Origin of the sequence: Bradyrhizobium sp. AUGA SZCCT0158 (assembly GCF_018130065.1) — a bacterium.
In the GTDB taxonomy this organism is placed as follows: Bacteria; Pseudomonadota; Alphaproteobacteria; order Rhizobiales; family Xanthobacteraceae; genus Bradyrhizobium.
This window is the reverse complement of sequence record NZ_JAFCME010000005.1, coordinates 93,096-110,264: the sequence shown is the minus strand read 5'-3', so window position 1 is coordinate 110,264 and position 17,169 is coordinate 93,096. Positions and strand designations below refer to the sequence as shown.

17 protein-coding genes are annotated in these 17,169 nt (G+C 61.6%); 8 read left to right on the top strand and 9 right to left on the bottom strand.

What is annotated here, in order from left to right; all coding sequences use genetic code 11:
* Positions 1-357, top strand: a complete 357-nt coding sequence (locus JQ574_RS09090) for an ADP-ribosylation/crystallin J1 (RefSeq protein ID WP_212207603.1) — start codon at positions 1-3, stop codon at positions 355-357.
* A gap of 122 nt (positions 358-479) precedes the next feature.
* Here the strand turns inward: JQ574_RS09090 and JQ574_RS09085 are convergent, their stop codons facing one another.
* The 7 genes from JQ574_RS09085 to hemJ form a co-directional block, all read right to left on the bottom strand.
* On the bottom strand, positions 480-1,361 hold the full coding sequence (locus JQ574_RS09085) for a ParB/RepB/Spo0J family partition protein (RefSeq protein WP_212207602.1): 882 nt from the start codon (positions 1,359-1,361) through the stop codon (positions 480-482).
* Positions 1,362-1,502: 141 nt separating this feature from the next.
* Positions 1,503-2,354, bottom strand: a complete 852-nt coding sequence (locus tag JQ574_RS09080) for a ParA family protein (protein WP_212207601.1) — start codon at positions 2,352-2,354, stop codon at positions 1,503-1,505.
* Entirely contained in the window at positions 2,341-3,006 is a 666-nt protein-coding gene (rsmG, locus tag JQ574_RS09075) for a 16S rRNA (guanine(527)-N(7))-methyltransferase RsmG (RefSeq protein WP_212207600.1), read from the bottom strand. The genes JQ574_RS09080 and rsmG overlap by 14 nt, the downstream gene beginning before the upstream one ends.
* A 188-nt stretch (positions 3,007-3,194) precedes the next feature.
* On the bottom strand, positions 3,195-5,078 hold the full coding sequence (mnmG, locus tag JQ574_RS09070; protein WP_212383451.1) for a tRNA uridine-5-carboxymethylaminomethyl(34) synthesis enzyme MnmG: 1,884 nt from the start codon (positions 5,076-5,078) through the stop codon (positions 3,195-3,197).
* A gap of 169 nt (positions 5,079-5,247) precedes the next feature.
* Entirely contained in the window at positions 5,248-6,579 is a 1,332-nt protein-coding gene (gene mnmE / locus JQ574_RS09065; RefSeq protein WP_212383450.1) for a tRNA uridine-5-carboxymethylaminomethyl(34) synthesis GTPase MnmE, read from the bottom strand.
* Positions 6,580-6,903: 324 nt separating this feature from the next.
* Positions 6,904-8,169 carry a transcription termination factor Rho gene (rho, locus tag JQ574_RS09060; RefSeq protein WP_074821153.1) on the bottom strand — a complete coding sequence of 422 codons (1,266 nt, stop codon included), beginning with the start codon at positions 8,167-8,169 and terminating at the stop codon, positions 6,904-6,906.
* A gap of 254 nt (positions 8,170-8,423) precedes the next feature.
* Complete coding sequence (gene hemJ, locus JQ574_RS09055; RefSeq protein ID WP_212207597.1) at positions 8,424-8,870, bottom strand: protoporphyrinogen oxidase HemJ; 447 nt, start codon at positions 8,868-8,870, stop codon at positions 8,424-8,426.
* Positions 8,871-9,323: 453 nt separating this feature from the next.
* Here hemJ and JQ574_RS09050 point away from each other — a divergent pair, with 453 nt between their 5' ends.
* The 4 genes from JQ574_RS09050 to dnaQ all read left to right on the top strand — a co-directional run bounded on the left by JQ574_RS09050 (position 9,324) and on the right by dnaQ (position 12,198).
* Positions 9,324-10,163: a pyruvate, water dikinase regulatory protein gene (locus JQ574_RS09050; protein ID WP_212207596.1), complete on the top strand. Its 840-nt coding sequence runs from the start codon at positions 9,324-9,326 to the stop codon at positions 10,161-10,163.
* Between the two features lie 73 nt (positions 10,164-10,236).
* Positions 10,237-10,845, top strand: coding sequence for a Maf family protein (locus JQ574_RS09045; protein ID WP_212207595.1), 609 nt, complete (start codon positions 10,237-10,239; stop codon positions 10,843-10,845).
* Between the two features lie 22 nt (positions 10,846-10,867).
* On the top strand, positions 10,868-11,467 hold the full coding sequence (coaE, locus tag JQ574_RS09040; RefSeq protein WP_212207594.1) for a dephospho-CoA kinase: 600 nt from the start codon (positions 10,868-10,870) through the stop codon (positions 11,465-11,467).
* 32 nt (positions 11,468-11,499) lie between these two features.
* Entirely contained in the window at positions 11,500-12,198 is a 699-nt protein-coding gene (dnaQ, locus tag JQ574_RS09035; protein WP_212207593.1) for a DNA polymerase III subunit epsilon, read from the top strand.
* A 36-nt stretch (positions 12,199-12,234) separates the two neighbouring features.
* Here the strand turns inward: dnaQ and secB are convergent, their stop codons facing one another.
* Positions 12,235-12,723 carry a protein-export chaperone SecB gene (gene secB / locus JQ574_RS09030; protein ID WP_212207592.1) on the bottom strand — a complete coding sequence of 163 codons (489 nt, stop codon included), beginning with the start codon at positions 12,721-12,723 and terminating at the stop codon, positions 12,235-12,237.
* Between the two features lie 439 nt (positions 12,724-13,162).
* Between secB and JQ574_RS09025 the strand changes: the two genes are divergently transcribed.
* The 3 genes from JQ574_RS09025 (at position 13,163) to JQ574_RS09015 (ending at position 16,000) form a co-directional block, all read left to right on the top strand.
* Positions 13,163-13,867, top strand: a complete 705-nt coding sequence (locus JQ574_RS09025) for a Tim44/TimA family putative adaptor protein (protein ID WP_212207591.1) — start codon at positions 13,163-13,165, stop codon at positions 13,865-13,867.
* 166 nt (positions 13,868-14,033) lie between these two features.
* The gene (locus JQ574_RS09020; protein ID WP_409363382.1) at positions 14,034-15,407 is read left to right on the top strand and encodes a murein transglycosylase A; all 1,374 of its coding nucleotides are present in this window, start codon (positions 14,034-14,036) and stop codon (positions 15,405-15,407) included.
* Positions 15,404-16,000, top strand: a complete 597-nt coding sequence (locus tag JQ574_RS09015) for a Smr/MutS family protein (RefSeq protein ID WP_212207589.1) — start codon at positions 15,404-15,406, stop codon at positions 15,998-16,000. Before JQ574_RS09020 ends, JQ574_RS09015 begins: the two co-directional genes overlap by 4 nt.
* On the opposite strand, the gene JQ574_RS09010 is transcribed toward JQ574_RS09015, so the two are convergent.
* On the bottom strand, positions 15,997-17,121 hold the full coding sequence (locus JQ574_RS09010; RefSeq protein WP_212207622.1) for a hypothetical protein: 1,125 nt from the start codon (positions 17,119-17,121) through the stop codon (positions 15,997-15,999). The two genes, JQ574_RS09015 and JQ574_RS09010, sit on opposite strands and share 4 nt — an antisense overlap.
* Between the last annotated feature and the right edge of the window lie 48 nt (positions 17,122-17,169).

Here is a 17,169-nt window from a genome sequence, read left to right as displayed (position 1 = left end):
ATGTCCGGCGAGAAACAAGACGTCGTGACGCTTTGGCGGCCGGTTGGCCCACGCGAGCTGGAATTGATCCAGGAGAGCGGCATGCGCGCTTTTCCGCCGCGGCTTCCGGAACAGCCGATCTTCTATCCTGTGCTGTCGGAAGAGTACGCCGTGAAGATTGCCCGCGATTGGAATGTACCGGCCAGCGGCTCCGGCTATGTCACTCGGTTTGAGGTGCGGCGGAATTTCCTGGACAATTACCGGGTGCAAGCCGCCGGTGGCTCCGCACATCTGGAGTACTGGATTCCCGCAGAGGAAATGATTGCGTTCAACGAGGCCATCGTGGGCGAGATCGAGGTCATCGCTGAATTTCGTTGAGGTGCGTGCGGTGCTTCTCATTCCACCGTCATTGCGAGCGAAGCGAAGCAATCCATGCCTCAACTCGGGGATAGATGGATTGCTTCGTCGCTATCGCTCCTCGCAATGACGTGGAGAAGGCCTCAAATCCCCTTCGCCAGCCGCCGCATCACTTCATCCAGCTGCTCGAGGTTGCGGTAGCTGATCTGGACGCTGCCGCCGGGATCGCGGTGGTTGACGGTGACGGCCAGCCCAAGCGCGTCGCTGACGCGTTTCTCCAACGCGATCGTATCGGGGTCCTTGGTCTTGCCGCCGCTGCGGGCCTTCTGCGGCTTGCGTTCCGGCACGCCCTCTTCATGCGCCAGCGCTTCGGCCTGGCGGACGTTGAGGCCTTCGGCGACGATACGCTTTGCGGAGGCAAGCGGATCCGGTACGCTGATCAACGCGCGGGCGTGACCGGCCGATAGCTCGCCCGTGGAGATGAGGGCCTGCACCTCTGGCGGCAGTTTCGTCAGCCGCATCATGTTGGCGACATGGCTGCGGCTCTTGCCGACTTCCTTGGCGATCTCTTCCTGGCTGCGTTTGAATTCTTCCGCGAGCGCGTGATAGCCCTGCGCCTCTTCCATCGCATTGAGGTCTTCGCGCTGCACGTTTTCGATGATCATGATCTCGAGCGCGTCGCTGTCGCTGACCTCGATCGGCACGATCGGCACTTCATGCAGCCCGGCCAGCTGCGAGGCGCGCCAGCGGCGTTCGCCGGCGATGATCTCATAGCGATCGGTGGCGCCCTTGACCGGACGCACCACGATCGGCTGGATCACGCCATGCTGCTTGACGGAAGCAGCGAGCTCGCCGAGTTCGGCGTCGGCAAACGTCCGGCGCGGGTTGCGCGGATTTGCCTTTAGAAATTCGATCGGCACCTTGCGCTGATTGCGCGGACGTTCGACATGCGCGGCCTCGCCGCCGACATCGCCGATCAGACTTGCAAGACCGCGGCCCAGTCGCGAACGCGCTTCGTCGGCCATCGTCAGCTCCCTTGGATTCACGCAGCATACTCCGAAATTAGAAACTGTTTTTCTTGTAGGATGGGTAGAGCGTAGCGAACCCATCAAGCTCGTCGTGGTGCGATGGGTTTCGCTGCGCTCTACCCATCCTACGATTTCGCGCTAATGCGTTCGCAGCTCACGCTCACGCTGGATCACTTCCGTCGCAAGCTTGAGATACGCATCGCTGCCGACGCATTTGAGATCGTAAACCAGCACCGGCTTGCCATAGGACGGCGCCTCGGAGATGCGCACGTTGCGCGGGATCATGGTGTTGTAGACCTTGGCGCCCATGAACTGCCGCACGTCGGCGACGACCTGGTTGGACAAATTGTTGCGCGAGTCGAACATGGTCAGCACGATGCCGTGGATCGACAGATTCGGATTCAACGTCGAGCGCACCTGCTCCACGGTCTGCAGCAATTGCGACAGACCTTCGAGCGCGAAGAATTCGCATTGCAGCGGCACCAGGATCGCGTCGGATGCCGCCATCGCATTGACGGTGAGAAGGTTGAGCGACGGCGGGCAGTCGATCAGCACATAGGTGTAATCGGATCCGGGCGCTGCATCGTTGTTCAGCGCGGCGATGGCGTCGCGCAGGCGGAAGGCGCGGCCGGGCGTCGTTCCCAGCTCCAGTTCGAGACCCGACAGATCCATGGTGGAAGCGGCGATATGCAGACGCGGCACGGCGGTCACAACGACAGCTTCGCGCAGCGGGGCTTCGCCGATCAGCACATCGTAGGTTGAACAGTTGCGGTCGCGGCGATCGATGCCGAGGCCGGTGGAGGCGTTGCCCTGGGGATCAAGGTCGACGATCAACACGCGTTCGCCAATCGCAGCGAGTGCCGTGCCAAGATTGATCGCGGTGGTAGTCTTGCCGACGCCACCTTTCTGGTTGGCGAGCGACAATATGCGCGGATGGGCTGCCGGAGCAGGCGCTTTATCTTCTTGATATATTTGATCAATCTCGGTCATACCCGGTGCCCATCGCGGAAGTTTTGCGTCGCTCGATGCGGTCGAGTTCGACGATCCAGCCTTGTCCGCCCGTGCGGCTGGAATGAAGTTGCGGCTCAATATTCCAATATTTAGTGGCTTCGGTCAATTCAGCCTCTACATCTTGGCCCTTCAGAAATAACGCTTTTGCGCCCTTTCCTACCAGCGGTTCCGCGAAACCGATGAGCTGATGTAACGGAGCCAGCGCCCGCGCAGTGACGCAATCGACAGGCCCGGCGATTCTATCCACGATATCCCCGATGTCAGCGAGATGCACGGTCCCGGCCGCCGAGGTCACACGAATTGCTTCGCGCAGGAACGCGGCTTTCTTGGCGTTGCGTTCGACCAATTGAATATTGGCGCCCGGTGTTTCCGCCAAAGCGCAGGCCAGCACCACGCCGGGAAAGCCGCCGCCGCTGCCGAGATCGACCCACCTCGTTGCAGTGGGAGCCAAGCTCAGCAGCTGCAGCGAGTCGGCGATATGGCGGGTCCAGAGATGTGGAAGTGTCGACGGCGCCACCAGGTTTGTTTTGGCCTGCCATTCCCGGAGCAGATCGACATAGCGATCCAGCCGCGCCTCTGTTTCACGTGAAACAGGGGTGAGGGCGAGGGCGGCGGCTTTGTCGGAGGTCATTATCAATTTCGGCCGTTTGAGCTTTGGCGATTCGCCTGGGGCCCGTCCCACCCAAAACTGTCATTGCGAGCGAAGCGAAGCAATCCATCTGTCCGCGCAAAAGGAAGAATGGATTTCGTCGCAAGGGCTCCTCGCAACGACGATTGCAGCCGGCTTCGAGCGGACCTCCCCGTTTCACGTGAAACGTTTTAAGCCGTCGCCTTCGAGGTCTTCCGCCGGGCTTCACGCCGAAGATAAGCCGCCAGGATACCAAGCGCGGCCGGCGTCAAGCCATCCAGCCGCCCCGCCTGCCCCACGCTTCGCGGCCGCGCCGCCTCGAGCTTTGAGCGCGCTTCATTGGAGAGGCCGGGCACATCGGAATAACCGATGTCGGTCAGAACCAGGCCCTCATCGCGCCGGAAGGCGTCGACGTCAGCGGTCTGGCGCTTCAGATAGACGTCATATTTGGCATCGATCTCGAGGTGGACTGCGATCGATGGGTCAATGGCTGATAGCTCGGGCCAGATACCCTGCAGCGCGGACCATTCAATCTCCGGATAGGCAAGGAGCTCAAATGCCGAGCGGCGGTGACCGTCCCGGTTCAGCGCCAGGCCGTGCTTGCCGGCTTCAGTGGGAGTGATCGTCAAGGACTTCGCCAGCGACTTCGCGGCTTCGAGCGCCGCCATCTTGGCCCCGTGGCGCTGCGAACGCGCCTGCCCTACGCAACCCAGTGCGATCCCCTTGTCGGTCAGCCGCTGGTCGGCATTGTCGGCCCGCAGCGTCAGGCGATACTCCGCCCGCGAGGTGAACATACGATAGGGTTCTGATATCCCGCGGGTAACGAGATCATCGATCATCACGCCGACATAGCCGTCGGCGCGGTCGAAAACGATCGCCTCGCCGCCGCTGGCGGACAGTGCCGCATTCAGCCCCGCGACAATTCCCTGTGCGGCGGCCTCTTCATACCCGGTGGTGCCGTTGATCTGCCCGGCCAGAAACAGTCCCGGCAACCGCTTGGCCTGGAGTGTCGGCTCCAACTCCCGCGGGTCGACATGGTCGTATTCGATGGCATAGCCGGGCCGGACCATCTTGACCCGCTCGAGACCGGGAATGGTCGAAAGGATCGCGAGCTGCACCTCTTCCGGAAGCGAGGTCGAGATGCCGTTGGGATAGACGGTGGTGTCTTCCAGGCCTTCCGGCTCCAGGAAGATCTGATGGCCGTCGCGGTCGCCGAAGCGGACGATCTTGTCTTCGATCGAGGGGCAATAGCGCGGACCGCTGCTCTTGATCTGGCCGGAATACATCGGCGAGCGATGAACATTGGCCCGGATCACCTCATGGGTCGCCGGCGTGGTGCGGGTGATCCCGCATTCGATCTGTCGAGCCGTAATGCGGTCGGTCATGACCGAGAACGGCTCCGGCGGATCGTCGCCGGGCTGCATTTCGACGGCGGACCAGTCGATGGTCGTGCCATCCAGCCGCGGCGGCGTACCAGTCTTGAGACGGCCAAGCATAAAGCCGGCACGTTCGAACGAAGCGGAAAGCCTCATCGCCGGCGCCTCGCCGACCCGCCCGGCCGGCCAGTTCTTTTCGCCGAGATGGATCAGACCACGGAGGAAGGTCCCGGTGGTGATGACGACGGCACCACAGCTCAGTTCGCGGCCATCGCCCAGACGAATGCCGGTGACGCGACCGTTGGAAACGATCAGTTCGTCCGCCTCGCCTTCGATCACGCTCAAATTGGCGGTCTCGATGATCGCCGCCTGCATCGCGGCCGCATACAGTTCGCGGTCGGCCTGGGCCCGCGGTCCCCGAACAGCGGGACCTTTGCGACGGTTCAGCATCCGAAACTGGATGCCCCCGGCATCAGCGACCCGGCCCATCAGACCATCGAGGGCATCGACTTCACGAACCAGATGCCCCTTGCCCAGACCACCGATGGCGGGATTGCAGGACATCGCGCCGACGGTCGCAAAGCTGTGGGTCACCAACGCCGTCGTTGCACCCATCCGGGCGGCCGCGCTCGCGGCCTCGCAGCCGGCATGGCCGCCGCCGATGACGATGACGTCCAAGGAATCGGAGCGCGAAATCATGGCGGAGTTCTATCGCGGAGTCAGAAATCGCGGAAGCGGGAAGTTGCGGGAAACTGAAAGGAATGGATCTGTTTCACGTGAAACAGCGGGTTCCATTAGCGCCTTGGGTAAGCGTTTCACGTGAAACAGATTAGCCATGAAATGAATGAAATACTATAATAAAGAAACATTACTTTCCTACACAGAATTCCCGGAAGATCACGTCGAGTATGTCCTCGACATCGACGCGCCCCAGTAGCCGCCCAAGCGAATGCGCGGCGACGCGAAGCTCCTCGGCTGCCAGTTCCTCGCCCTCCCCGACCACATCAATGCTGCGCTGCAATGAAATCGCTGTCTGCTGCAGCAACTGCCGCTGCCGGGTCCGGCTGATCAACCCGCCCTCGCTGGCCCCAAAATAATCCTGCGCGAATTGGACCAGGGCCGCGATCAACTCGGGAAGCCCGTCCCCGCCCCTGGCCGAAATCGCAAATTCGCCCCGGTCCGGCACCTCGGCCAATGGCCGACCGGCCGGATCCAGGTCGATCTTGTTGCGCACGCGCCAGACCGGCGCGGTGCCTGCGTGATCAATTCTCGCGCCTACCCGGTCGGCAAGCCACAGCACAAGATCGGCTTCCGCGGCGCGAGCCCGCGCGCGACGCACACCCTCCTGCTCCACCGGATCGTCGGTCTCGCGAATGCCGGCAGTGTCGATGACGGTCACCGGATAACCGTCGAGATCGAGCTGCACTTCGATGACGTCACGCGTGGTGCCGGCGTGTGGCGATACGATCGCCACCTCGCGCCGCGCCAGCTGATTCATCAAGGTCGACTTGCCGACATTCGGGGGACCCGCGATCGCCACCACGAGACCATCGCGCAGGCGTTCACTTTGACCCTGTGCCGCAAGGACTTCTTCGATTTCAATTAAGAGCTTCTTGATCTTCACCAGCGCCGGCGCGATCAATTCCGCGGGCACATCGCCCTCATCCGAAAAATCGATTCCGGCTTCGATCAGCGCTGATGCCTCGATGATGCGCGCGCGCCAGTCGCGCGCTCTGTCGCCGAGCAGGCCCTTGAGCTGGCGCAGCGCCTGGCGCCGTTGCCGGTCGGTGTCGGCGTGAATGAGGTCGTCGAGGCCCTCGGCCTCGGTGAGATCGAGCTTGCCGTTCTCGAACGCGCGCCGCGTGAATTCACCGGGTTCGGCGGGGCGCATATTTTCCTGGGCAGCCAGCGCCGCAAAGATCGAGGCCAGCACTGCCCGCCCACCATGGACGTGAAACTCGGCGACGTCTTCGCCGGTGGCGCTGGCCGGCCCGGGGAACCAGAGTACGACCGCATCGTCCAATGGCAGACCGCCGGCGTCGCGGAGCAGCATGCGGGTCGCCGCCCGCGCCGGCGGGATTCTGCCACCCAGCGCGACCAGCGCCGGACCGGCTCCCGGTCCCGACACGCGCACAATCGCGATCGCGCTCGGCGCACGGCCCGACGACAGCGCAAAAATGGTCTGATCCCGCGGATGCATCGCCTATTTGTGCAGGAGTGCTTGAAAAGGCAACGCAATTTGAGCTGTGGGTCGGCCTCCCGATCAAAACGGGGAACACCCCGCCGAGAGCCAATTTGCTGCATCATTTGCGCAGCAATTTTTGCTGCAAAAATCGATGGCTTGGCCGGGTTTCGTAGCTCACCGCATCTAACCCGAGCAATATCAAATACTTAAGTGCAGTCCGGTTCCAAGAAGCTCACCGAACCATGTGCACCTTTGCTGCAGCAAATTGCTGCAGCAACGCAGGCAATGAAAAGGGCGCCCCTCGACACAAGGCGCCCTTCCCCAACCTCGCCTGATGGATCAGGTGTTCATCGAATCGAAGAATTCCGAGTTGTTCTTGGTGTTGCGGAGCTTGTCGAGCAGGAAGTCGATCGCATCCATGGTGCCCATCGGATTGAGGATTCGGCGCAGCACGTACATTTTCTTGAGCAGCTGCGGATCGGTGATGAGCTCCTCCTTGCGGGTGCCGGAGCGCGAGATGTCGATCGCCGGGAAGGTCCGCTTGTCCGAGACCTTGCGGTCCAGGATCAGTTCGGAGTTACCGGTGCCCTTGAACTCTTCGAAGATGACTTCGTCCATTCGGCTGCCGGTGTCGACCAGCGCGGTCGCGATGATGGTGAGCGAACCGCCCTCCTCGATGTTACGGGCAGCACCGAAGAAGCGCTTCGGCCGCTGCAACGCGTTGGCGTCGACACCGCCGGTCAGCACCTTGCCGGATGACGGCACCACGGTGTTGTAGGCGCGGCCCAGACGCGTGATCGAGTCGAGCAGGATCACGACGTCGCGGCCGTGTTCAACGAGGCGCTTGGCCTTCTCGATCACCATCTCGGCGACCTGAACGTGCCGCACCGCCGGCTCGTCGAAGGTCGATGAGACGACCTCGCCCTTCACCGAACGCTGCATGTCCGTGACTTCTTCCGGACGTTCGTCGATCAGCAGCACGATCAGATAGCATTCAGGATGATTGGCGGTGATCGAGTGCGCGATGTTCTGCATCAGCACCGTCTTGCCGGTGCGCGGCGGCGCCACGATCAGGGCGCGCTGGCCTTTGCCGATCGGGGCGACGATGTCGATAACCCTTGCAGAAAGGTCTTTTCGCGTCGGATCTTCGAGTTCGAGGCGGAAGCGCTGGTCTGGAAACAGCGGCGTCAGATTGTCGAAATTGACCTTGTGCTTGGACTTTTCCGGGTCTTCGAAATTGAGTGTGTTGACCTTGAGCAGCGCGAAATAGCGTTCGCCTTCTTTCGGGCTGCGGATATGGCCCTCGATGGTGTCGCCGGTGCGAAGCCCGAAGCGGCGGATCTGCGAGGGCGAGACGTAGATATCGTCCGGGCCGGGCAGATAGTTCGCATCTGGCGAACGCAGGAAGCCGAAGCCGTCGGAGAGAACCTCAACGACACCCTCGCCGATAATGTCGGTTTCCTGGATCGCGAGCTGCTTGAGGATGGCGAACATCAGCTCCTGCTTGCGCATGGTGCTGGCATTTTCGACCCCGTTCTCTTCCGCGAACGAGACGAGCTCGGCCGGCGTTTTTGCTTTGAGGTCTTGGAGTTTCATTTCCCGCATTGGGGTGGTCCTGTGGAGAATAACTGGAGGAGGGGTGCTAGGCTTATAGGAAAAGCGGACACGAAAAACGGAAGGTCCGCAGGTCTAAGCGAGGAAAGTGCCGGTGAGGCTTCAAACCTGATGCGGTGGCCGGCTCAACGAGGAGACCGGAACGCAACCACATCCGCCTGCGTGGGGTGGGATTTGGGTAATATAGAAAATCGCCCGGCGCTCCGCAAGCAGGCCTGAAGTGCTCCTCGCGCCAAAAACGCCGCCTAGAACGGCTTGACCACGACCAGAATAACGATCCCGACCATCAGAACAGTCGGTACCTCATTGATAATACGATAGAATCTCTGGCTTCGCGCATTCCTGTCGGCGGCGAAATCCTTCACCCAGCGCGAAAAAAAGCCGTGGACGCCCGACAGCACGATCACCAGCGCGAACTTGGCGTGAAACCAGCCGGACATGTACCAATGCCCGCTCCAGGCCAGATACAGCCCGGCCAGCCAGGTGATCATCATCGCCGGATTGATGATCGCCTTCAGCAGCCGGCGTTCCATCACCTTGAAAGTCTCGGATTGCTTCGATCCGACCTCGGCCTCGCAATGATAGACGAACAGCCGCGGCAGGTAGAGCATGCCGGCCATCCAGGAGATGACCGCAATCACATGCAGTGCCTTGATCCACGGGTAGGCCGGGATCGTGATCCATTCGTACATCGTGCGTCGCCTCGTCCTCATCGCCGCTTGGAACGTTCAGACGCTCTCAGCATTGCCTGAAAAGCTTCCGCCAGCGTGGGACGGAGACATATCCTCATGCACCGCTTCTCTAAACTAATATTTTTAGAATCTTAGGTTTGAGTCTAAGTAGCGGTGAATTGGACTCACAACAAACCGTCCCGTAGTTCTCCCGGCTTGTTCACATCCATCACCCTTTCCGCAAGAGAATTGGATCGTTCAAATAACGCCCCTTGCATCAAGCGCTTGCGCCAACTTATCGGCAGCTTATGCAGAGACAAATCCACATATTCTCACTATCGTTCGGATCAGGGATCTGACTTATCCTTTTGGGGGCCCTGTGTAGAAAAAGCCGGGTTATCCCCGAGAGGACGATCCAGGGCCAAATCTCTGGGATAAGGTCCACAGGGATTCACAGAATACACAGGGGTTTTGGTGCCCACGACCGGCAATTATTTTCACCTTCATCTGGTCTCCGATTCGACCGGCGAGACGCTGATCACCGTGGCGCGCGCGGTCGCCGCGCAGTACGCCAACGTCACCGCGGTCGAACATGTCTATCCCTTGGTGCGCAGCCAGAAGCAGCTCGACCGCGTGCTCGATGAGATCGAGGAGGCGCCGGGCATCGTGCTTTTCACGCTGCTGGAAAAGGATCTGGTTGGCCGGCTCGAGACCAAGTGCAAGGACATCAACATCCCGAGCCTGTCGATCATCGGCCCGGTGATGCAATTGTTCGAAGCCTATCTCGGTGCGGCCACCACGGGGCGCGTCGGCGCCCAGCACGTGCTCAATGCCGAATATTTCAAGCGGATCGACGCGCTGAACTACACGATGATCCATGACGACGGCCAGCATGTGGAAGGCCTCGAAGACGCCGACATCGTATTGGTCGGCGTATCCCGTACGTCAAAGACACCGACCTCGATCTATCTCGCCAACCGCGGCATCCGCACCGCGAATGTCCCGCTGGTGCCGGGCATTCCGGCGCCGCATCAGCTGGAAACGCTGAAGAAGCCGCTGGTGGTCAGCCTCCATGCAACGCCGGAGCGCCTGATTCAGGTTCGGCAAAACCGGCTCCTGAGCATGGGCGCGGATTCCGGCAACGACGATTATATCGATCGCCAATCCGTCACCGATGAAGTGGCGTACGCACGGCGGCTCAGTGCCAAGTTCGGCTGGGCGCAGCTCGATGTGACGCGGCGGTCAATCGAGGAAACCGCGGCCGCAATCTTGAAACTTTTCACCGACCGGCAGCGGCAACGGCTTCCGGAATGAAACCAGAGCGTGTTCCAGCGAAGTGGACCCCGGTTCGCGTCAAGAAAACGCGTCAAAACAACGATCAACGGCTATGAGCATCTGGCTTGGAAAAGACCCGCTAGTCCTGGCTTCGCAGAGCCGCGCGCGGCAGCTGCTGCTGGCCAACGCCGGCATCGCCCTTGAAGCTGTTCCGGCCGATATCGATGAGCGCGCCGTGCAGAAGGGCTCCGGGCTAACGGCGCCCGGTGAAATCGCAAAACTGCTGGCGCGGGAAAAGGCGCTGTGGGTCTCGCAGCAAAAACCCGACCGCTACGTCGTTGGCGCAGACCAAACGCTGGCGCTTGGGGACCGGTTGTTCAGCAAGCCCGCCGGGCGTGCCGCAGCTACGGAGCAACTGGGTTTGCTCGCAGGCAAGCGCCACGAATTGCATTCGGCATTTGCTGTTGCCCGTGACGGTAAGATATTGTCCGCACATGTTAGTGTTGCACACATGATCATGCGATCTCTCAGCAAGGGCGAGATCGAGGCCTATCTGGACCAGGCCGGACAAGCGGTGACGACCAGCGTCGGCGCCTATCAGCTGGAAGGGCTCGGGGTGCATTTGTTCGAGCGCATCGAAGGCGATCATTTTACCATCCTCGGCCTGCCGCTGCTGCCGCTGTTCGCATTTTTGCGCAGCGAGCGGTTGCTTGGCGTCTGAGTTTCAAACAATGGCGACCTGAATGCTGATCCTTGGACTGACCGGCTCGATTGGAATGGGAAAATCCACCACCGCAAAATTGTTCGCGGAGGCGGGGGTTCCCGTTTACGACGCCGATGCCGAGGTCCACAAAATCTATGAGGGTGAGGCTGCGCCCGCGATCGAAGCGGCGTTTGCCGGCACCACAGTCGACGGCAAGGTGGATCGGGCGCGGCTCTCCGCCCAGGTGGTGCACAATCCCGTCGCCATGAAGCAGCTCGAGCAGATCGTTCATCCGATGCTCGGCGCGTCGCGAAAAAAATTCTTTGAAGATGCGGAAGCGGCGGGCAAGCCGGTGGTGCTGTTGGATATCCCGCTGCTGTATGAGACTGGCGGCGAGAAGCGCGTCGATGCGGTCGTGGTGGTCACGACCACGCCCGAAATCCAGCGCCAGCGCGTGTTGGCGCGGGGCACGATGGACGAGGCGCGGTTCGACGCCATTCTGGCGCGGCAGCTACCGGACGCCGAAAAACGCAAGCGCGCCGATTTCGTGGTGGATACTTCGGATGGTCTCGACCCCGTACGCGCCCGGATCAAGGACATTCTGGCCGAGGTTGTTAAGATGCCGCAGCGGCGGACCTGATTCGCTGACTTTCCGGGCCCTGAAGTAAATCCATGCGTGAAATCGTTCTCGATACTGAAACCACCGGGCTTGATCCGCTGCGCGGCGACCGGCTGGTCGAGATCGGCTGCATCGAAATCTACAACCGCATGCCGACAGGGCAAACGTTTCACCGCTACATCAATCCCGAGCGCGACATGCCGGCCGAAGCGTTCGCCGTGCACGGCCTCTCCGCCGAGTTCCTGTCCAGCAAGCCGCTGTTCACGGAAGTGGTCGAGGAGTTCCTGGAATTCATCGCCGATGCGCCGCTGGTGATCCACAACGCGTCGTTCGACATCTCCTTCATCAATGCCGAACTCGACCGCATCAAGCGCCAGGTGATTTCGCGCGACCGGCTGGTCGATACGCTGCTGCTGGCGCGCCGCAAGCATCCGGGCGTCTCGAATCGGCTCGACGATCTCTGCTCGCGTTATTCGATCGACAATTCCCGCCGTACCAAGCACGGGGCTCTGCTAGACGCCGAGCTGCTGGCCGAGGTCTATATCGACCTGATCGGAGCACGGCAGTCGCAGCTGATCCTGGCCTCGGAGACCCGCGAGTCGCGGGCGGAGCGGACCGGCGATATGCCGCGCCGGCAGCGCGAGACGCCGCTCGCACCCCGAATCACCGATGCTGACCGCGAGGCGCACCGGGCCTTTGTCGCCACGCTGGGCGACAAGGCGATCTGGAACGAGTTTCTGGGAGCTGCTTGAAACGCTGCAGCGGCGTTTAGCCGCTGAGCGCCCCTGTTAGCTGGGCTTTGCGCCCGAGGCAGCCTGCTCTGCCGCCTGCCGCTCCATGTTCTGGCGATACAGGCCGACGAAATCGACGGGATCGAGCATCAGCGGGGGGAACCCGCCGTCCCGCACCGAGGTGGCAATGATTTCGCGCGCAAACGGGAACAACAGCCGCGGGCATTCGATCATGACCAGCGGGTGCAGGTTTTCCTTCGGCACATTGACGATGCGGAACACCCCCGCATAGGCGAGGTCGAACGAAAACATGAGCTTGCCGGCATTTTCCGCCTTGCCCTCGATCGAAAGCGTCACCTCGAACTCGCTCTCGGAGAGATTATTGGCGCCGACATTGATCTGGATATTGATGGCCGGCTGCTGCTGCTGAGGCGCCAGCGATCCTGGGGCGTTCGGATTCTCGAACGACAGGTCCTTGGTATACTGCGCCAATACGTTGAGCTGGGCAGGGGCCTGCTCTGCGGGCGCGCCGTTACCGTTGGTCATGAAACTCTCCTAAAAACGCTGGCGAGCGGAGCCCGGGTTTCTGTCTGAATTCGCTCGGCGGGCGGAAATGCCTTTGCCGGGCGAGTGGCTATCATAGCCCCGCCTTATTCCACAAGGACGACGGGCTGAAGGCGGGTCCGGCCAACCGCCATTTGTGACAGATATGGCTAATAGCGCGCGGCCGGCCTCCCAGCGAGCCCCTTTGGGGTCATCCTAAATAATTGAATATGCGTGATTTCCGGAAATGATCGGATTTCCCCTCGCGGCCAAAACGCGCTACAATTCACCCGCGCCAAAACGCGCCATTGGCCGGGCAAAGTTTCATGCCTACATGCTGCAGTCTCGATTGAAGATGTAATCTCTGCCGTTCCCGGGGTCATGAGGGAACCCTCGACCGCCGGACCCGTTGCCGGCGTTAGAACCAGAAAGCGAATACGACGTGGATATTTACACTATCATCTTCCTGGCGCTGGCCGTCTTCATCTTCCTGCGCCTGCGCAGCGTCCTCGGACAGCGCACCGGGAGCGAACGGCCGCCCTATGATCGCGCCGCGCCGAACGTGGTGCAGCGTACGCAGGACAACAACGTCGTGCCGATGCCCGGTGCCGTGATCGATCAGACGCCGTTGGCGCCGGCCGCGGACGTTGCGCCGGCGACCGACCGCTGGAAGGGCATCGCGGAAGCCGGCACGCCGCTGGCGCAAGGCCTCGACGCGCTTGTCGCGCAGGATTCCTCATTCGATCCCCGTCACTTCCTCTCCGGCGCCCGCAGCGCCTACGAGATGATCGTGCTGGCGTTTGCCAATGGCGACCGCCGCGCGCTCAAGGATCTGTTGTCGAGCGAGGTCTATGAGAGTTTCGACGCGGTGATCAAGGATCGCGAGAAGCACGAGCAGAAAACCGAAACGCGGTTTGTTTCGATCGACAAGGCCGAACTGGTGGGTGCGGAAGCACGCGACAAGGCGGCGCAGCTGACGGTGCGGTTCGTGTCGCAGATGATCTCGGTCACCCGCGACAAGACCGGTGCCATTGTCGATGGAACGCCGGATAAGGTCGCCGATATCACCGATGTCTGGACATTTGCCCGCGACACGAGTTCCCGCGATCCGAACTGGAAGTTGGTTGGCACCGGAAGCGCCAGCTAGCGAGCACAGCCTTGTAAGGTCTCTTGCAAGGTTGGCGCTGGCTGCGATCGCTATCGCGTTGCCACTGGCTCCCCTGGACGCATCTGCCGCGCGTCGGGCGCGGTCGCATTCACATCCGCCCCCGCATCCGATATCCGAGCGTCACCTTCCTTATCCGCAGCTGGATTTGCCGTTCCAGATCACCAACACCCAATATGCGCCGGTCGCCTGGTCCGACATCACCGGCTGGCGCGAAGACGATCATCTCGCCGCCTACAAGACCTTTCGCGACAGCTGCAAGCCGATAGCAGCGCAAACCAAACCACCATCCGAACCGAAAGCAATTGGTACCTCGCTGCGCGATCCCTGCCGCGTCGCCAGGGGCCTTGAGCTAACCGACGGCGCCAGGGCGAAAGCGTTCTTCGAGGAGCATTTTCTGCCCTTGCGGATATCGCGGCTCGGCGAGCCCGAGGGCTTTGTCACCGGCTATTACGAGCCCATCGTCGACGGCTCGCGGACGGAGAACGAGGTCTACAAAGTGCCGGTCTATCGCCGGCCGTCCAATCTGTTCGTTCGCGGCGTCACGCAGAGCTCGGTCGGTTTGCCCAACGGGGGCAAGGTGTTTCGCAAGATTGGCCGCCGCAAGCTGGTGCCCTATTACGATCGCGCCGAGATCGAGGACGGAGCGATCGAGGGCCGTGGCCTCGAAATCTGCTTTCTGAAGGACCAGACCGATCTGCTGTTCTCGCAGATCCAGGGATCGGCGCGGGTCAGCCTCGATGATGGCTCGACCGTTCGCATCAATTACGATGCGCATAATGGTTATCCCTATACCCCGGTCGGCCGCATCCTGATCGAACGCAACATCATCCCCAGGGATCAGATGTCGATGCAGAAGATCCGGGAGTGGATGACGGCAAACCCCGATGGCGCCAACGAATTGCGACGCCAGAACCGGTCCTACGTGTTTTTCCGCGAGGTAAACCTCTCCGACAAGGACGAAGCGGTCGGCGCCCAGGGTGTGCCGCTGACGCCCGGCCGCTCGATCGCGGTTGATAAGGCGCTGCATGTCTACGGCACGCCATTCTTCATCGAGGGCGAGTTGCCGATCGACACCGAAACGTCCAAGACGCCGTTTCGCCGGCTGATGATCGCGCAGGATACGGGCTCGGCGATCGTCGGACCCGCCCGTGCCGATCTCTATCTCGGCGCCGGGGCCGATGCCGGCAAGGTGGCAGGCCGCTTCCGCCATCCTATGCGTTTTGTCATGCTGTTGCCGAAGAGCCTCGATCCCTCCGCGCGGGGCCGCAAGCTGCCGGTGCCGGACGAACGGCCGTCGGAGAAAATCGCAAAGCTGTTTCCGCAGGTTGATCCAATGAAGGATCCCAAGAACGCTGCTCCCGCCACTCCCGCTGCAACGCCGCCCGCGACCGCACCCACATCCGCCGCGCAGGCCGCCGTGGTAAAACCGGTGCCGTTGCCGGCGGCCCGGCCCGATGTCAAACCGGTTTCCGAACCGCGGCACCGCCACATCCGCCGTTTCCGCCACCACCGTCAATGAAACGCCGGACGTCGAGCTCGATCCCCGAAATACCAATGCCGCCGCGGCGCAAGCGCAGCCTCAGCGAAGAGGAGCGTGCGCTGTGGGAAAGCGTGGCCAAGCAGGTCAAGCCGCTGCGCAAGCGGCACCGCACCGTGAAGCCGCCGGCCGCATCGCCGGAGGCGGAAGCCAGTACCGCTGCCAAGCCTGTTGCGTCACCAAAGGCGACGCCTTCGCCACGAATCATTCCTCCGTCCCGGCCGGAGCCGCCACCGCTGGCGCCGATCGGGCGCCGTGAACGCTCACAGCTTTCGCGTGGCCGGAAAGAGATTGACGCCCGGCTCGATTTGCACGGCATGACGCAGATCCGCGCGCACCGCGTGCTGCTTACCTTCCTGCAGCGCGCACACAGCGATGGCCTCACCTTCGTGCTCATCATCACCGGCAAGGGCAAAGTGGGCGGCTCAGAGGCCGAGCGCGGCGTGTTGCGCCGTCAGGTGCCGCAATGGTTGGGTTTGCCGGAATTCCGCTCGCTGGTGGTCGGCTTCGAGGAGGCCCATATCGGCCACGGCGGCGAGGGCGCGCTGTATGTGCGGGTACGAAGGGTTCGCTAGAACGGCCGTACGATCCCGACGCGCGGGATCAGCGTGACGATCCAGCCGAAGACCATGGTCTTCCGATCATCGGTCGATATCGGCGTCACCTCGCGCGAGGCGGGCAGGGCCTTTACCGCGTGCAGGAGCAGGAACAGGCACACCGCCCAGTTCGAAATCCAGCGCGAATAATCGAACACCATCGCAAACATCACGAGATAGAAGAGGCTGATGACGGCGATCACCGCCTTGACGATGTGGCGATGGCGTTCGACGGATAGCGCAGCGATCAGTTCTGCAAAATATCGCCATAGCGGCGTGTGCAGCCAGATCAGCAGCGCGAAGATCGGAAAGCCGAGCAGATTATGCGGCAGGCGTTGCCAGGTGTCGGCAACTTCCGTCGACAACGGCTGATACCAGATATAGGCAAAACTCAGCAGGTTACTGCGGCTGGGATCGGCCATCCGGCCCTTTAGATAAGCGACGAAATCTGCTTCGGACACCGCCATCGTCCCGTAGAATTGCGCGACGAAGAAAAGGATGCCGGTGGCGGCAAGCGCGGCGAAGCCCGCGATCACGCCGGTGCGGCTCAGCGGTTGCACCAGATAATAACGCAGCACCACGATGGCCGCGATGGTCGGCACATACATCAGGAGATGAATATGGTGAATCAGCACGAGGATCATCGAGAACAGCGTGGCGAGCAGCACATAGAACAGCGAGCGCGCCGGAATCAGTAAGAGGCAGATCGCAAACAGGCATCCGTAGATGTCGAAATGCCCGAGCGTGTGCATGAAATTCTTCAGGAAGAACGGTGAGCCTACCATGAACACGAACAACGGCAGATGCGCGTCGTCGAAACCGAACGTCCGCCTGAACAGTCGCACGAACAGGCCCGCCGTGATGAGCCAGACCGCGCCACTGATCGCGAACACCAGCCACACCGGGATCTTCGAAGTGAACAGCGCCACGATCGCGCCGATCAGCGCGCGCTTGGTGAAGCCGAAATGATAGTCGACCAGCAGATGAATGTAGGGGACGAAGGGCGGCAGCGCGATCTTGTGCAGGAATACCCCGACAAACACGGCGACATTGACGGCAAGCATCAAGCGCCAGGGGGTTTGCCAGACCCGCAAATTTATCGTCATCGTCGTCCCGGCCTTGAGCTCAGATGCGCAGTGTGCATCGGG

Bases quoted from the DNA above. Each gene is read 5' to 3' on its own strand.
- JQ574_RS09090 (WP_212207603.1), top strand. From the start codon at position 1: ATGTCCGGCGAGAAACAAGACGTCGTGACGCTTTGGCGGCCGGTTGGC.
- JQ574_RS09085 (WP_212207602.1), bottom strand. From the start codon at position 1,361: ATGGCCGACGAAGCGCGTTCGCGACTGGGCCGCGGTCTTGCAAGTCTG.
- JQ574_RS09080 (WP_212207601.1), bottom strand. From the start codon at position 2,354: ATGACCGAGATTGATCAAATATATCAAGAAGATAAAGCGCCTGCTCCG.
- rsmG (WP_212207600.1), bottom strand. From the start codon at position 3,006: ATGACCTCCGACAAAGCCGCCGCCCTCGCCCTCACCCCTGTTTCACGT.
- mnmG (WP_212383451.1), bottom strand. From the start codon at position 5,078: ATGATTTCGCGCTCCGATTCCTTGGACGTCATCGTCATCGGCGGCGGC.
- mnmE (WP_212383450.1), bottom strand. From the start codon at position 6,579: ATGCATCCGCGGGATCAGACCATTTTTGCGCTGTCGTCGGGCCGTGCG.
- rho (WP_074821153.1), bottom strand. From the start codon at position 8,169: ATGCGGGAAATGAAACTCCAAGACCTCAAAGCAAAAACGCCGGCCGAG.
- hemJ (WP_212207597.1), bottom strand. From the start codon at position 8,870: ATGTACGAATGGATCACGATCCCGGCCTACCCGTGGATCAAGGCACTG.
- JQ574_RS09045 (WP_212207595.1), top strand. From the start codon at position 10,237: ATGAGCATCTGGCTTGGAAAAGACCCGCTAGTCCTGGCTTCGCAGAGC.
- coaE (WP_212207594.1), top strand. From the start codon at position 10,868: ATGCTGATCCTTGGACTGACCGGCTCGATTGGAATGGGAAAATCCACC.
- dnaQ (WP_212207593.1), top strand. From the start codon at position 11,500: ATGCGTGAAATCGTTCTCGATACTGAAACCACCGGGCTTGATCCGCTG.
- secB (WP_212207592.1), bottom strand. From the start codon at position 12,723: ATGACCAACGGTAACGGCGCGCCCGCAGAGCAGGCCCCTGCCCAGCTC.
- JQ574_RS09015 (WP_212207589.1), top strand. From the start codon at position 15,404: ATGAAACGCCGGACGTCGAGCTCGATCCCCGAAATACCAATGCCGCCG.